The sequence below is a fragment of the Paenibacillus zeisoli genome (assembly GCF_003994465.1).
In the GTDB taxonomy this organism is placed as follows: domain Bacteria; phylum Bacillota; class Bacilli; order Paenibacillales; family Paenibacillaceae; genus Fontibacillus; species Fontibacillus zeisoli.
This window is the reverse complement of sequence record NZ_RZNX01000001.1, coordinates 174111-189600: the sequence shown is the minus strand read 5'-3', so window position 1 is coordinate 189600 and position 15490 is coordinate 174111. Positions and strand designations below refer to the sequence as shown.

The following is a 15490-nucleotide window of genomic DNA, read 5'->3' as shown; positions in this document are numbered from 1 at the left end:
TGGATGGTTACTGGAACAGCTCCTTACTTACTTGAGTCCAAGCTTAATTTGAAGAGATGGCTTCAATGCCATCGATATATATTATACTTTTAAATGGATTATCCTTGGTGTAGCTCTCGCCCGCAGGTGCATTCACATATACAGAGAACGCCTGGACTTTGGCTGCGCTTACGGCATCCAGCTTCTTGCCAGCATTGCTAGTGTCCCAGGAGGCTACAACGAAATCTTCGAACGGAATTTCTACCCACCGTGGTGTTGTATCTGTCAGCGAAGGATAGTACTCAAATGAGACATCATTCGCTTTGACCTGAATCACCAGCTTCTTGTTCTTGCCATCCGGCTCCAACCAGAATTTCAGCTTATTACGGGATGACCAGTCGCGGCTCCCTAGATTGAGAGTGACCCCTGTATACCCCTGACCCGCCAAGGTGTAGTCGAACTTCAGGCCATAATCCCCTGCTGCCTTGTGTGCTGTGTCCAGAGAAATCGTATTGGCATCCCCATTAGGGCTGTATGCTGCACGAAGAAGGTCATTACTCCCCTTGTAGCCTTCAAAGCCATCTACCAGATTAGGATCGGTGGACTCCCCCGTGTAGGCATTAATCAAGCGAATGTTATCTACATAGAGCGGTCCCGAATATTCAAGACCACTGCCGATTAACGCAATCGATAGTCCTTCTGCAGCTTGTCTGAGCTTATCGTCAGTAAGATCTATGGAAGCTGTATATTTGCCATAGACGGTTCCTCCCACCGTAACAGTGTCCATTGCCGTCAGCTTGGCAGGAGCCTTAGTCTCGAACTTGGAAGTGCTCGGAGACAGCTCGGCTGCTGCGTGCAGATTGGCATCCGGGTTCTTCGAACCTGCAGATACGGGAATCCAAGCGTCAAATGCAACCCGGTTCACATCCTTCAGATCAACTGCCGAGATCTTGGGAAGTCCAATCTTAAGTTCCTGCCACGAGTCGGAAGATACCATATTCTTCACGTCGATTCTTAGCTTTCCGTCGTCCCCAAGCTTAGCGAAGGAGAATTGGGATTCCATCTCAGCCGGCCAAGTCCCATTGTTACGAACCTCATCGATCCCTTTTTCAAAAGAAATGGTCTTAAGTGAAATCTCAGGTATACCCACATATACCGTAATCGTCTGCTTAAGCATCGTCTTATTCTTGGCATATGTCTTTACAGTAAGCTCAGTCCCTTTGCCATTCAGGTCAGCCGATGGCGTCCAGTCTGCCTGATAATAACCGTTCTTAGCAAGTGTCATCGGGTATTCAGTGGTTGAATTGCCGATGGAGTACACGACCTTGGACACATTCTGATTCAGTACTCTTGCCCGGATTGTCGTGGTATTTGTCCGGATGGTCTCTTGTCCAGTCGGCGAGACGATATGCATGAAGGGCTGTTCTTTTACAGTAACAGCTTTGTTCTTATATACATTTTTCAGATCACGGCTGAAGTAGGTATATGGATCTTTGTAATAATTCACAAAGTCAGGAAGAAGCTCATGATCTCCGTATTGCGCGGAGTTGCGGTAAGGCACAAAGATCGAGTCATAGTTGAAATTCGCCCAAGTCAGCATATAAGCCATGCGGCTAGCATCCGGATCGGACTGCATAGCACGAATCAACTTGGTGTAGAAGTTCTTGTCCGCCGTTCCTGTCGGCTTCACGCCCGAGTATCCAAACTCGGTAAAAGCGGCCACTTTCCCCTTGGAATCCGCCAGCTTCGAGATCAGCTTCGCATCATCCACAACCGTATCGAACCATCCTTGATTGCTGCCGTCATAATACGTATCAAATCCTAATATATCCACATAGTCATCACCTGGATAAGTCTTCAGATAGGCTGAATCCAAGTTGTTAAATGGGCTGCCCGGGGAAAAGGCATATAGGAAGTTATGTACTCCCTTAACATCTCTTAAATATTCCACCGTATAACGATAGATTTCAATATACTGCTCCTTGGTCGCATACGGAGCGCCCCACCAGAACCATCCGCCATTCTGTTCATGGAACGGTCTGAAAATAACCGGAATGTTATTCCCCTTCCCATCCTTGAGATGGAGGGCGAAGTCCGCGATCCTATCCAGAAAAGCATTGTACTGCTTGTGCTTGTCCCCGCCTGGTAGGATGTGACTTACCACATTTCCGCTGGTATCATAGAAGTCCTTGCCTGTTACGAAATTAGGCATATGAGAGCTTAGTGTCAGCACCCCGCCCATATCATAGGCCTGTCTCATGCTCTTCACAAGATTATCCCGGTTCTGTTCAGGTGTATTAGAAGTTGAACCTGGCTTCTCGAAGCCTTCCAGACTGAGTGTATCCCATCCAAATAAAGCTGGGTAATCTCCCACCGCGCTTTTGGCATCGGAAGCGGGACCCGTGCCTGACTTCGCAGACAATACTTCATCAGTTGCATGCTGTTGACCGAACAGGGTCTGCTTTCCCCGGATACTCTGTAGATATACGAATAGGGATCGGGTGCTGGCTGTTGCCTCTGAGTCTGCCAGGTTGATCTTCTTCTGCATTCCCGCAGCTTGCCCTGTCTGCTTCTTCTCACTCGATGCAAGTACCGGCGACATAATGGACATCATTAGCACAACGGTGAGCAGTGTGATCCATGCTTTCTGAAAGTTCTTCATAACTACCTCCTTAATGTAATAGAAGTTCGATTTGAGAGAAAAACCGCGTCATTTCTGCAATGTAAGCGGTTTAATAGAGATTTTAGCAAGCCTCTTTCTATAAAAATAGGGACTGAATTTGTTTTTATATAACTGTCTTGTCAACATTTATGATTCATTGTATTTTGTTATAGTTGTGCCTGCGGTCCTCTACCGAATGTGCGCAAACAGGATAATTCAGAACAATAAATCACATTTGAGTACCTTTAAATCGATTTCAAAACAGCTATATAATGACGATGTAAACGCTAACAAAAATGAAAAGGGGCGAATGAATTGAAGAAAAAATTGTTCTCATCGGGGATATCCATGGTAATGGTTATGTCCATGCTGCTGTCGGGCTGCGGTTCCGATAGTTCAAGCGGCGGTGATTCTGCCGCGAAGACGGACACGAACACTTCAACGAAGACGACGGCGAAGGAAGGCGCTGACATCAGCGGCAAGATCACCTTCCTCACCAACCGGACAGATATGATCGGGAAGGAATATGACGATTATCTCAAGCGGTTCCATGAGAAATATCCGAATATCGAAGTCGAGCTCGAGCCTTCTCAGACAGACTACAACCAGCAGGCTAAAGTTAGAATGGCCAGTCAGGAACTACCTGACGTCATGTTCATCCCAACCATTCCCAACTCAGATCTTCCTAAATATTTCGCTCCTTTAGACGACCTTGGACTTAATGACCGCATTACATTTAAAGACTTCAAAGTAGCTGATGGTAAAGTGTACGGAATTACATCCGGTAACTCGACTTCAGGGATTGTATATAACAAGAAGGCATTCGCTGATGCGGGCATCACCGCAGTACCTAAGACATGGGATGAATTCCTGGCAGCCTGCGAGAAGCTGAAGCAAAAAGGCATTGTCCCTCTAGCTTCCAACTTTAAGGATAAATGGCCGCTGAACAACTGGGTCTATGATCTGCCTCGTCTGATCGAGAACAATCCTAGCTTCCCGAATGACAAATTGAACACCGATACGCCATTCACCATGGACAACGGTTACGGTAAAGCTATGAGCCTGCTTCGTGAGCTTAACGAAAAGGGTTACCTGGAGAAAGACATCAACTCGACAAATTGGGAACAGTCCAAGAAAGATATTGCTTCAGGCAAATTCGGCATGTACTTCCTGGGTAACTGGGTCATTAACCAGGTTATCGGAGCAGGAACTACTTCGGATAACGTAGGTTTCTTCCCGCTGCCATATGATAACTCAGGCACTCCTTCTGCAGCACTCAGCCCAGACTTCTTCTACGCTGTAGCCAAGGACAGCGAGAATGTTGATGCGGCAAAGGCTTTCGTAAAATGGATGCTCGAGGATTCAGGCTACGAGGATTTCGCTGGATTCATCCCTCCACTCAAGGACAAAGAGTCCAAGCTCCCGCAGCTTAAAGAGTTCCAGTCCGGCGGAGCTAAGCTCCAAGAAGGTACAGTCGATGATCCTGTAGTTACCGATATCAGCAACAAAGCACAGCTTGATCTGCCTGCGGTTGCCCAAGAGTTCGTACTCGCTCCTGATCCACAAAAGGTACTCGACAAATGGAACGCGGCCTGGGCCAAAGCAAGAAAAGAAGTAAAGCACTAATCGCAGTCTTTAGTTCAATCCATCCAGCCACAAATATGAAAATGGATTATCTCCTTCGGATAATCCATTTTCATTTAAAACCTGAAGATTTGAGAAAGAAGGTCTGATCGATGTTTGGAACCATGTCCTACAATAAGCAAAAAACTATCATTATCGTGTCTTTCCTGACCATTCCTCTGCTTCTGCTTGGCGTGTTCACCTACTACCCGGCAATCAAGCTGATCTACTACAGCTTCACCAATTGGGATGGATACAGCCCGGAGAAGCCATGGGTCGGGCTGGCTAATTACCGGGAAGTTTTCAGCAATCCGGACATCTTCAAAGTGTTTGAGCATAACTTTGCTTATTTCGTCATGGGTGTCGTGCAGAACATTATCGCGATTTATTTTGCCGTCATTCTGAGTAATCGGCTTCGCGGGAAGAACTTCTTCCGCATTCTCTTGTTCCTGCCTTATATCATGAACGGCGTTGCTGTAGCCTTCATGTTCGGTTATGTATTTGACACAACGAACGGCTCCCTCAATCTTCTGCTGGGGAACCTTGGCCTGTCCGGTCTCTCCCAGACCAGCTGGCTCGGTACCGAAGGCTTGGTCAATTACTCCCTGGCTTCAACAGGATTATGGCGCTTTATGGGTTATAACATGGTTATTTATATCGCCTCACTGCAGGCGATCCCGCGGGATATCTTCGAAGCGGCCAAGATTGACGGAGCAGGCTCCATGCAGACCTTATGGAGAATTACGCTTCCGAATATGAAGCCGGTGATCCAGCTAAATCTGTTCCTTACCGTTACAGGCGCACTCGAAGTATTTGATCTTCCTTTTGTGCTCACCAAAGGCGGACCAGCCGGTGCAAGTCAGACTTATGTACAGCGTGTTGTCGAGACAGCGTTTGCGTATAACAATTACGGACTCGCTTCGGCCATGAGCATCATTCTGCTGTTCTTTGTCGTCTTTGTCCTCTTGATTCAACAGCTTGTTCTTAACCGGGGAGGTAACAAATAGCCATGGGAAAATCCAAATTCCGAGTTATCGATATCATTAAATACTTAACCTTGCTCGTTGGCGTGTTCGTCGTGCTCTTCCCGCCTTATGTGGTGCTTGTAAATGCCTTCAAGTCTACGGATGAATTTAATACTAGTAATTCAATGGCACTTCCTAAGAGTTTTTTCAATATGGATAATTTCCTGACCGTGTTCAAGCGGGGACATCTGCTCAGCGGCTTTGGCAACATTCTAATCATCATTGTCGTTGCTTTGGCCCTAAATATTCTGTTCGGAACGATGGTAGCCTATGTTCTTGGACGGTTCAGTTTCAAGCTGAAGCCGGTGATCTTTGGTGCGTACCTTGTCGCTACGATCATTCCAAGTATTACTACTCAAGTTGCTACCTTTGGCATTATTAAAAGTCTGGGGTTGTACAATACGCTGGGAGCCCCTATCATTCTATATATTGGAGCCGATGTAATCCAGATTATCTTATATCTTCAGTTCATCCGGAACATTCCCGTAGATTTGGATGAAAGCGCCATGGTTGAAGGAGCTTCTCTATTTAAAATATACCGGTCCATTATATTCCCTTTGCTTACTCCCGCAACCGCTACACTGGTCATTTTGAAGACGATCAGTATTTACAATGATATGTATATTCCCTATTTATATATGCCCAAACAGAGCCTTGGCGTAGTCACTACCGTACTCATGCGTTTCCAGGGTGTGGATACGGCCGATTGGAATTTAATCTGTGCAGCAATTCTGGTGATTCTACTGCCAACCGTAATTCTATATTTCTTCCTGCAGAAGTATATCTTTGAAGGCGTGACCAGCGGTGCGGTGAAATAGGCTACAGGGTTGGAAAGGAAGGCCCAAAGTGAAGTTCTCAATGATACGTGCTGCCCTGCACCGGGGATGGTTGTTCCTAGCCAACCTTTCCATGCAAAAAAAGCTGATCGTCATCTTTGTCTTTCTCATTTCATTGCCGATCACCTATGTCAGCTACCTTTCTGCCCGCTCCACCCTGGAGTCCGTTCTTCAGAACGCAACGAATAATGCAGCTCAAATGACAACCAATGTCTCCGATACGATCGACAGCTACGTAGCCGATTTGAAGCGCTATACCGTTCTTCCCTTATATAACAAGGATGTTCAGTATTATTTGGAGCAAAAAGTAACCAATTGGGACAAAAACGTAAGTATCTCCATGTTCCTTAGCTATCTCAGCCACACGAAGGAAGAGATTACAGCCGTATATCTCGTTGATAAATTCGGAGCTGTATTTTACGACAAGAATACGACAATCAATGAGCTCTATCCTTATGAACAAAGGGGACAATGGAACAATTTAATACGAAATAACGGGTCCTCACCCATACTGACTGGCAAGCACACGATTAGGGTCAACCTGAGCGAAAGCAAAGATGTGTTCAGTGTGGTCCGGACCGTCAAATCCGCAAGTACGCTCAAGGATATCGGAATTATTGTCTTTGATACGGATACGAATATGTTCAATGAAATTCTCGATCCTGTGAATCAAGTAACGCGCGGAAGTTCTATTATTGTGGATACCCAAGGGAGTATTCTTTTCGCCAGCAAGAACAGCAGCTTTGACCCTTCGAAGCAGTTGAAGAATTTGATGCAAAAAGTTAAAGCACCCAGAGGTTCGTTTCAATCCGAGATTGAAGGTCACTCCTATTTAACCGTGTATACCGTATCCTCTGTTACAGGATGGGTGACGCTTGTTAACATCCCGCAGAGTCACATCCTATCTTCTTTTGAACAGAACCGCTCTGCCTTAATTGTTACCACACTTATTATTATCGGATTTGCTCTATGTGTAGCGACCGTGATCTCTTACGCGCTTACCAAGCCGCTCAAGTCCATGGTCCGATTAATGAAGCAGGTTCAGCGCGGAAATCTGGGGGTATCCCTGAATCCCAAATACAATGATGAGATCGGACTGCTCGGCAGTCAATTCAACCGGATGATCACTCGGATTAAAGATCTGCTGGAAGAGGTCTCCCTTACCGAGAAGCGTAAGCAAAAGGCAGATATGCGCGCGCTTCAGAGCCAGATTAATCCGCATTTCATCTACAACACCTTAGAATCCATAAGGATGCTCGCAGAGAGTAATGACGATCCCCGGGTTGCAGAGCTGACTTATCTCTTAGGACTACAAATGAGATACAGCATTGTACGAAGTGAAGAGACCGTGACGATCGCCCAGGAGCTGGATCATGTGAGAAATTACTTTCAGCTGTTGCAGATTCGTTTCCCAGGGAAATTTGAATTAATGATTGATGTACCTGACGTTTTCCTGGACTTACCCGTTCTTAAGCTTGTATTTCAGCCTATTGTTGAGAATGCGGTATTTCATGGATTGGAGAAGAAGGCAGGAACCGGTCTTCTCACAATCACCGCCTGGTATGAGCAGGATACGGCCCTATTCTCGGTTGCTGACAATGGCGTTGGGATGAACAAAGAGACACTTGCAGCGCTGAATCAAAGTCTTCGCTCCTCGGACACCGGGGAGAAATTTGGAATTGGCCTTCGCAACGTGAACGAACGCATCTGTCTCCACTATGGTTACTCTTATGGTCTTCAAGTAGATAGCACTTCTGGTGTTGGCACCGTCGTAACACTCAGGATTGATGGATTGTCCAAGACAACACAGATGAACAATATAGGTTAGGGGGAACCAAGTTGCTGCGTATTGTGATTGTAGATGATGAGGTCTTAATTCGCGAAGGGCTTGCCCGTATGATCCAAAAAGAAAGTCCTGAATTCCAAATCACAGCCAGCTGCTCGGATGGGCAGCAGGTGCTGGATGACATCGATCTGAGCGAAATCGATGTCATCATCACAGACATTCGGATGCCCCAAATTGGCGGGCTGGAATTAATTCGGGAGCTCAAAGAACAACGCCCTCAGATTCGCTCCATCCTGATGAGCGGTTTCACGGAGTTCAATTACGCTAGGGAAGCAATCAAGTATTCAGCAGTTGAGTATTTATTAAAGCCTATTAATAAAGATCAATTGTTCGAACTGCTGTACCGGCTCAACGAGGAGAAGGAATCTGCCCGGCTCAGAGAAGAGCGTCAGCGCACAGGACTTCTGCTGTCTATCCTGCTAAGCAAAGTCTCATCGCCTTATCTGCTGCCCGAACTTGTTATGCCCCGTCCCTGCTTTACCCTGATTGCCATCAAAATGAGCCGGCTGGGAGACCTGCAAGTTGAGCTGACGAATGTACCTGTTCTACTTGACCGCCTGGAGCTTCAGGAAAGATTGCTGATCCTGGTCTGCTATTCCGAGAGGGAGCTCACCGATCACGAGCTAAGAAATATCTGCAGTTCAATATCGGTTCCGACCCGGCCTACCCTTCATATGGGAATAAGCCGTTCCTATACTGATCTTACAGACTTCTACCCCGCCTATCTGGAGGCCAAGAAAGCTTGCGATCGGGGTATTTATAGCGAGTCTTATCTGCATATATCCAACATCCGGGATCTGGATCTTCCCACCTCAAATGTTCTGGAAAGGTTAAACCTCAGCAGAACCGAGCTGATTCACGAGCTGCAAATTCTGAACCTTGAGAACATAATGAGATGGATCAAGGAAGGGCTTATGTCCCTAAAGTCAGAATATGCCGAGCCGGAAGCTTACCTTGGGTACGCGCAGTTGATTAGAGAGATATCCGCCCATGAGCTGCAGGAATTTAACTTCATCTATCGTTCGTATGCAGAACTTGAGAAGATACTTATGGCATGTATGACCTATACAGAATTGGAGCAGCAGTTCATTAACGCGTTCCACTCCATGTTCACAGAGATCCGTACCAGGCGGATGTGTATGGGTGCTAACGCTGTCGAAACGGTAAAACAATGGATATCCGCTAATTATCAGCACCAGGCCGAGCTAAATGAGCTGGCCCAAATGGTGTATTTAACCCCCAGCTATTTAAGCAAACTCTTCAAGCAAGAGACAGGCCTCACCTTGACGGATTATATGATCGAAGTCCGCATTAATAAAGCCAAGCAGCTCCTTCGGTCAGAACCTGGGAGAAAGATTCATAGTATAGGTGCAGAGGTGGGCTATGCAGATCCGGCCTATTTCAATAAACTGTTCAAGCGCATTGTAGGGGTAACTCCCAATACCTACAAACAAATCTCCGGGCAATCTGGTTTGATTTCACGCTAATCATACCTGCGCGGGCACCGACCCGGAATCCACATCTTATCAGGAGGGCGCGAAGAAGTTAGTATTCGCGTCCTATGGTATTTATCGCTTCTTCTATACAAAAAAACCTGAATTCTCAGGCTCTTCTCAATTTCGGAAACGATACCCCGCCCCCCAAACAGTCTCAATATAATCGGTTCTCGAGGGTCCAGTCTCGATCTTCTCTCTCAGCTTACGAATATGAACGGTAACGGTCTGGGCATCGCCTAAGGAATCGAAGCCCCAAACGCTGTCAAACAGATGATTCTTGCTGAAGACCCGGTTCGGATTTTGGGCGAGAAAATGCAGCAGATCGAACTCCTTGGTCGTCAGGCCAACTTCATTCTCCTGCAGAAATACTCTTCTGGCATCTGCATCAATTCGAAGCTCCCGGATCCGAATTTCATTCGGCCCTGCTTTATCTCCAATCAGCCGCTCATATCTGGCAAGATGGGCCTTCACTCTGGCAACCAACTCTCCCGGTTTGAAGGGCTTCGTAATATAATCATCCGCGCCAAGGCCTAGGCCTCTTATCACGTCAATATCTTCCTTCTTCGCGGTAACCATTAGGATAGGCACATTTAACTTGTCGCGAATCTGCCTGCAGACCTCGAACCCGCTCATTCCCGGAAGCATTAAATCCAAGAGGATCAGATCATACTGTCCGCTAAGTCCCAGTTCAAGTCCCTTTTGCCCGTCTGAAGCGATCTCTACTTGATAGCCGCTTACTTCCAGATAATCTCTTTCGAGCTCTGCAATAATTTGTTCATCTTCTACGATTAGAATATTCTTCAAATCCGGTCACCCTCTTCATTAAAGATAAGCGGGAGCGTGATTCTAATGCTGGTCCCTACCCCCTTCACACTTTCTGCCTGAATACTTCCTCTATGACCTTCTATCATCTGTCTTGCTATAGCCAAGCCAAGTCCGCTCCCCCCTGTAACGCTGTTTCTAGAAGGATCTTCTCTATAAAATCGTTCAAATACATAAGGAAGAGACGCTGCATCGATTCCCTGGCCATTATCTGAAATGAACAGAACCAGCTGCCCCCTGGCTTCATAAGCCTTGAGTTCAATCTCCTTCTCGGATTTATTCATATATTTCAAGCTGTTGCTGATGATATTCGAGAATACCCGCCGGATTTTGTCACGGTCAATCGAAATCTTCGTCTCCTCCGCAATCTGAAGATGAGAGTGAAACTGTACCCCTTGTTTATTAAGCTCAAAGAGCAGTTCCTCCGACCAATCCGCAAGAAAAGAATGCAGGTTGATCTCTTCGAAGTGGAAAGGAAGACGATTAAGATCCAGCTTGGAGTACAGAAACAGCTCATCAATCAAATGATCCATCTCCTCTGCCTTGAGTGAGATGATATCCATATATTTTTTCACTTTATCAGGCGTATCCGCGATTCCGTCTCCAATTCCATCAATATAACCGCGGATCGCCGTGAGCGGCGTTCTGAGATCATGCGAAATATTTGAGACCAGCTCTTTGCGGTTCTCTTCATATTGTAGCTGGGTCTCAATAGAATTTTTCAATCTCACACGCATTTGTTCAAATGCAAGACTTAGCTCCCCTATCTCATCCTTATTCGTAATTTGAAGCTCTGAATTCAAATCCCCTGATTTGATCCGCTTGGTGGCGTCTTTCAACTTGTTCAAGGGCCTGATAATGCTCCTGGATACGAAATAAGTGAGCAGCGTGTGTGTTAATATCAGAATGAAAATCAGACTTAGGAATAGTATAAAAGCGAACTTTTGTACAAAATGAATCACAGGGTTCACGCTGGTAACTATAAATACGGTTCCCGGCTGATGATCTTCATAAGTGAAATTGTAAAGTGTCATGTTGACTGACTCCTTGTCATACTTGAGCGTTTCATTCTTTCTGCTCGTACCCCTATCTTTATAATCAGCCAACACCGATAGAAGATCCTTATTCTTCAATGAGGGGGACACATATTCGTACTGATTTTCTTTGCGTATAACCAGATTGGAATTGGTAAGATCAAGTTCCTCCGAGAGCTCTCTGAGATAAGCGGAATCCGACAACATGGAAGGGTTGCTCTTCGCGGTCCTGCCTATTTCCTTTACCAGACGTTCAAGGCTGTGATCCTCATAATAATCCTTAGAATACCCGTATTTCTCATGTAAAGCCTGAAGATCACCTTTGAAGACGAATGTCAGCAGCAGGGCCAAGATCACCATCAAGACTAGCGGGACTATTAGCATAGCTGCATAGGAGAGAATTAATTTTAACCGGATGGACATCTACATCTTCCTTTATGTTAGACCTGAGTGCGATCAAATTTGTAATAACCCAGCGAGAAGAACAGTACACTGCTGGCCAGCAGGAACAAGGTGCCGGTGATCAGAGTACCTGCCCGCACATAAGAACTAAGCCATAACATATGCCAGTCTGTATAGTTCAAGGGCGAAAAGGCCGAGAAGGAGCTTAGCAGAAATGGTGCAACTTTAAAACCTGCATACAGTACGAGCGCTGTAATAACGAAGCCGCTCACGCTTTTAAAGAATTGGGCGATGAATACAAATACGGCGGAGACCGCAAGCATAGCGATAAATGCAGCCGCGTAGGCTTTCAAGTTACTTAGAACTTCGCCGAATCCAGTTAGAGTTCCTGCAAATAAAGTACACAGGAATGTAGTGATGAACAGAATGACCAGAATTCCTCCAACAGATGTAGCCAGAGCAGCTGCTCTGCTTAGGAACACCTGCAGCCTTGTAACCGGTCTAAGAAAAGCAAGCTTGAGAGTTCTGGACGCCACTTCATGCGGGAATAGATCTGCTGTAAGCGTCATGATTACCAGTGGTATCCAGAGGCCTGTGTATAAGCTTAACATTTCAATAGGAAAAGATGGTCCTACGGCAAGAAGGGCAAGCAGCGGCTCCAGACCTTTCAGGGCAAATGCGATGAGCACCGGGAGAGCTGCCGAGAACAGTGCGATCAAGATAACTTTTCTGCGATAAAATAAAAGTGTAAGCTCATTGAAGTAAGAAGCTGTCCATTTATACATACTGAACCTCCCCTTTGTGTTGATGCAGCTGTTCAATATAGAACGCCTCCAGGGACTGATTATGCGCAAGCAGGTCTGTGACATAACCTTCCTTTATGAGCCGTCCCTGAACGACAATGCCTACACGGTTGCATAGCTGTTCAAGCTCATGAATCATATGACTGGATATAAGGAAGGTGGTTTTCTTCTCCTCATTCATACTCTGAATAAGCTTCCGGAACATAACGATCCCTTCAATGTCCAGGCCGTTCGTCGGCTCATCAAGAATGACGAATCTCGGCTCCGGCAGGACTGCTGCTGCAAGCGCAAGCTTCTGCTTCATTCCCGTTGAGAAGCCTTTGATCTTATCATTACGAACATAAGCGAGCCCAACGTATTCCAGGAGATCATCAATTCTCTGGGCCTTTACCTGAGGATGGAACCTGGCGACACTTTGAAGATACTGCTTCGCAGTAAGGAATTCGTAGAAGTCGGCAGATTCTATCATACATCCCACCTGCTCAAGTCCTTTGTCAAAGCTGACCACGCCCTCTTCACCAAACAGGGATACGCTCCCTTGGTCATAACGGATTAAACCAGTTACAGCCTTTAGAAATGTAGTCTTCCCTGCCCCATTCGGACCGAGCAATCCATATACATCCCCTGCATGAAGCTCAAGATCAATCTCATGTATGCCCCTGTCATTTCCATACCTCTTGCCCAGGTTGACCGTCTTTAGTACAGATTCCAATTGAATCCCTCCAAGTAAGAAAATAAGGGCAGACAGGCTGCAGAAGCACCCTACCTGTCTGTCCACTCAGCAATTAACTCTTATTTGTTATTGCCATCAGCCTTTAACATACCTTCGTGGTTAGATTTCAAGGTTTGGACTTTCTTGCCCTTCAAATCAAGGGTATCAGGTGTTGTGCTGTTGAAGCCGGAGAAGTCAGCCTGCAGATGGATAACCAGCTGATGAGCAGCACCGCTGGCATCCTTACCGGACACAGTCAAGTCCGCCTCCTGATGCTGAATGTAATTGGACGCATTGACGTTAGCTTTTACAGAGACATGATCAATCTTGATATCTTGAGTAAGCTGTGGAACCTCATTCTTCAGGAATTGTTTATGGAAAGGGAAAGCCGAAGGGTTGCTCTCTTTAGACTGAATCTCTTCTCTATGCTTCGTTGCTTCTTTAATAGCAAGAGGTGCAATCGCATTGACAACGGCAGGAAGCTGGGCTTGATCAAGCTGCAGAGAGATCTGTTTGGAACCATCTGAAGCCGTATCCATGTTCACATAATCTTTCAGATTACCGACCAGCGCATCAATAACCGTCTCTACCTGACGGGAAGTTTCCGGGTCACTTGCTTTGGAATGATGCATTTTCTTGAACTCAGCCTTAGTGTCATCTTTATCCTGCTTCACATAGTAAGTATCACTGCTATCCGTTTTTAGAATCGTCTGTTCATTCTGGTTATACATACTGAGCTTCTGATGTTCGCCGCCAGCGGAGAGATCGGTGTTCCCGCTCATATTCCCGTTCTTCAGATTCAGCTTAAGCTGTGCATCAGCTGTCTCCAGTACCTTCCCATTATCCTTGAGAGAAGCGTTAGCCTGTAAAGTAACACTCTGGACTGTATGGCTGTTCTTCAAGGCCGACTTGTATGCTTCATAACCTGATGTGCTCGCCATCGCGCTGAGGCCTGTTGTCACCATAAGCGCCGCACTGAGACCTACTGTACTTCCTAACACTAACCATTTTTTCTTCATCTTACATCCTCCTGTGTTATCTGATTAACTACAATTGCAATGATAGAGATAAAAAATAAATTGCCAGTGAACCATTTATTAAAATTTTCTTAAATAACAAAAAGAAAAAGAGCTGTCTCATCAGTCATCCAAGATGACGATGAGACAGCCCTTGCTCTGATCTTAGCTCGTAAGTTTCTACTTCTCTTCCTGCCGGGATGTATTGCCTTTACCCACTTTGGTTACCATATCCTCCGCAAGCTCTTGCCCGAACTGATCAAGCCGGCTGGGGCTGGCTGCAGGACCTGTATTCTTCGGTTTATTGTTTCTTCCTGACAAATCGATCACCTCCATGTCTTAACATGATCGACTTGAGCAGGTTTCATGCATTGACACGAAACCATTTGGTGTCATATAATCATAAACGGAAACCATTTGGTTGCATATTAAAACATAACATTCGGAGGTTACATCACATGAGCAATTCAAGTTCAAATTCACTGCCGGACATCCAGCACACATTTACATTTAACGCCCCTATTCAGAAAGTATGGGAGGCTGTTTCCACTTCTGAAGGGATGGCCGCCTGGTTCATGCCCAATGACTTTAAGGCAGAAATTGGACATGAATTCTACCTCGACGCAGGCCCATATGGCAAGAATCTTTGTAAGGTAACTGAGCTTGAGCCCCCTGACAAGCTTTCCTTCAGCTGGGCCAAGAACTGGACTATCACTTTTGAGTTGAAGGAACTGGAAGGTCAGACCGAATTCACCCTTACCCATGCAGGATGGGATGCGGCGGATCAGATCCCTTATAACAATATGAATCATGGCTGGGCAGAGATTGGGCAGCGACTCGGCAAATATGTCCAAGCCTAGCATGGGTGCAGCGTCTGCGAAGCATGATGTCTTTCAAGCTATTGCAGACCCTACCCGTCGCAGTCTGCTTAAAATGCTTGTCGACAAGGAGATGCCCGTAACGGCAATAAGCGGACACTTTCCGATCAGCCGAACGGCTGTATCCAAGCATTTACGGATACTTGCCGATGCAGGACTTGTCAAAGAGAGAAAAGTTGGCCGCGAGACCCGCTACCGCTTTGATCCAGATCCGCTCACTGAATTGAAGCAGTGGCTGAGCTTCTACGAACGATTTTGGGACAATAAAATGGCTCTGCTCAAGAATTTTGTAGAGTCCGAGGATAACAAGTAAATATCGAGCTGGCCCGGGAACCGTAGGCCAGCTTATTACTATG

Annotated in this window: 14 protein-coding genes; 7 read left to right on the top strand and 7 right to left on the bottom strand. The window is 46.1% G+C overall.

Annotated elements, in window-relative coordinates:
* Positions 1-43: 43 nt before the first annotated feature.
* Entirely contained in the window at positions 44-2641 is a 2598-nt protein-coding gene (locus tag EJP77_RS00805; RefSeq protein WP_127197294.1) for a glycosyl hydrolase, read from the bottom strand.
* A gap of 315 nt (positions 2642-2956) precedes the next feature.
* Here EJP77_RS00805 and EJP77_RS00800 point away from each other — a divergent pair, with 315 nt between their 5' ends.
* The 5 genes from EJP77_RS00800 to EJP77_RS00780 all read left to right on the top strand — a co-directional run bounded on the left by EJP77_RS00800 (position 2957) and on the right by EJP77_RS00780 (position 9458).
* Positions 2957-4267: an ABC transporter substrate-binding protein gene (locus EJP77_RS00800; RefSeq protein WP_127197293.1), complete on the top strand. Its 1311-nt coding sequence runs from the start codon at positions 2957-2959 to the stop codon at positions 4265-4267.
* Positions 4268-4377: 110 nt separating this feature from the next.
* Positions 4378-5271: a carbohydrate ABC transporter permease gene (locus tag EJP77_RS00795; protein WP_127197292.1), complete on the top strand. Its 894-nt coding sequence runs from the start codon at positions 4378-4380 to the stop codon at positions 5269-5271.
* Positions 5272-5273: 2 nt separating this feature from the next.
* Positions 5274-6107 carry a carbohydrate ABC transporter permease gene (locus EJP77_RS00790; RefSeq protein ID WP_127197291.1) on the top strand — a complete coding sequence of 278 codons (834 nt, stop codon included), beginning with the start codon at positions 5274-5276 and terminating at the stop codon, positions 6105-6107.
* A 28-nt stretch (positions 6108-6135) separates the two neighbouring features.
* Positions 6136-7953, top strand: a complete 1818-nt coding sequence (locus EJP77_RS00785; protein ID WP_246021586.1) for a cache domain-containing sensor histidine kinase — start codon at positions 6136-6138, stop codon at positions 7951-7953.
* 11 nt (positions 7954-7964) lie between these two features.
* The gene (locus EJP77_RS00780) at positions 7965-9458 is read left to right on the top strand and encodes a response regulator (protein WP_127197290.1); all 1494 of its coding nucleotides are present in this window, start codon (positions 7965-7967) and stop codon (positions 9456-9458) included.
* 126 nt (positions 9459-9584) lie between these two features.
* Here EJP77_RS00780 and EJP77_RS00775 read toward each other — a convergent pair whose 3' ends face one another.
* The 6 genes from EJP77_RS00775 to EJP77_RS20535 form a co-directional block, all read right to left on the bottom strand.
* On the bottom strand, positions 9585-10271 hold the full coding sequence (locus tag EJP77_RS00775; protein ID WP_127197289.1) for a response regulator transcription factor: 687 nt from the start codon (positions 10269-10271) through the stop codon (positions 9585-9587).
* Positions 10268-11746 (bottom strand): sensor histidine kinase, encoded by a 1479-nt coding sequence (locus EJP77_RS00770; protein ID WP_127197288.1) that lies wholly within the window; start codon positions 11744-11746, stop codon positions 10268-10270. The genes EJP77_RS00775 and EJP77_RS00770 overlap by 4 nt, the downstream gene beginning before the upstream one ends.
* A gap of 17 nt (positions 11747-11763) precedes the next feature.
* Positions 11764-12510: an ABC transporter permease gene (locus tag EJP77_RS00765; RefSeq protein ID WP_127197287.1), complete on the bottom strand. Its 747-nt coding sequence runs from the start codon at positions 12508-12510 to the stop codon at positions 11764-11766.
* Positions 12503-13240: an ABC transporter ATP-binding protein gene (locus tag EJP77_RS00760; RefSeq protein WP_127197286.1), complete on the bottom strand. Its 738-nt coding sequence runs from the start codon at positions 13238-13240 to the stop codon at positions 12503-12505. The genes EJP77_RS00765 and EJP77_RS00760 overlap by 8 nt, the downstream gene beginning before the upstream one ends.
* Before the next feature lie 80 nt (positions 13241-13320).
* Complete coding sequence (locus EJP77_RS00755) at positions 13321-14259, bottom strand: hypothetical protein (protein ID WP_127197285.1); 939 nt, start codon at positions 14257-14259, stop codon at positions 13321-13323.
* Positions 14260-14436: 177 nt separating this feature from the next.
* Positions 14437-14577, bottom strand: a complete 141-nt coding sequence (locus EJP77_RS20535) for a hypothetical protein (protein ID WP_185897085.1) — start codon at positions 14575-14577, stop codon at positions 14437-14439.
* Positions 14578-14714: 137 nt separating this feature from the next.
* Between EJP77_RS20535 and EJP77_RS00750 the strand changes: the two genes are divergently transcribed.
* Positions 14715-15116 (top strand): SRPBCC family protein, encoded by a 402-nt coding sequence (locus EJP77_RS00750; protein WP_127197284.1) that lies wholly within the window; start codon positions 14715-14717, stop codon positions 15114-15116.
* Position 15117: 1 nt separating this feature from the next.
* Positions 15118-15447 (top strand): ArsR/SmtB family transcription factor, encoded by a 330-nt coding sequence (locus EJP77_RS00745; RefSeq protein ID WP_127198243.1) that lies wholly within the window; start codon positions 15118-15120, stop codon positions 15445-15447.
* Positions 15448-15490: the final 43 nt, after the last annotated feature.

Excerpts from the sequence above, each read along its gene's own strand:
- EJP77_RS00805 (WP_127197294.1), bottom strand. The coding sequence starts at position 2,641 with ATGAAGAACTTTCAGAAAGCATGGATCACACTGCTCACCGTTGTGCTA.
- EJP77_RS00795 (WP_127197292.1), top strand. The coding sequence starts at position 4,378 with ATGTTTGGAACCATGTCCTACAATAAGCAAAAAACTATCATTATCGTG.
- EJP77_RS00790 (WP_127197291.1), top strand. The coding sequence starts at position 5,274 with ATGGGAAAATCCAAATTCCGAGTTATCGATATCATTAAATACTTAACC.
- EJP77_RS00770 (WP_127197288.1), bottom strand. The coding sequence starts at position 11,746 with ATGTCCATCCGGTTAAAATTAATTCTCTCCTATGCAGCTATGCTAATA.
- EJP77_RS00765 (WP_127197287.1), bottom strand. The coding sequence starts at position 12,510 with ATGTATAAATGGACAGCTTCTTACTTCAATGAGCTTACACTTTTATTT.
- EJP77_RS00755 (WP_127197285.1), bottom strand. The coding sequence starts at position 14,259 with ATGAAGAAAAAATGGTTAGTGTTAGGAAGTACAGTAGGTCTCAGTGCG.
- EJP77_RS00750 (WP_127197284.1), top strand. The coding sequence starts at position 14,715 with ATGAGCAATTCAAGTTCAAATTCACTGCCGGACATCCAGCACACATTT.
- EJP77_RS00745 (WP_127198243.1), top strand. The coding sequence starts at position 15,118 with ATGGGTGCAGCGTCTGCGAAGCATGATGTCTTTCAAGCTATTGCAGAC.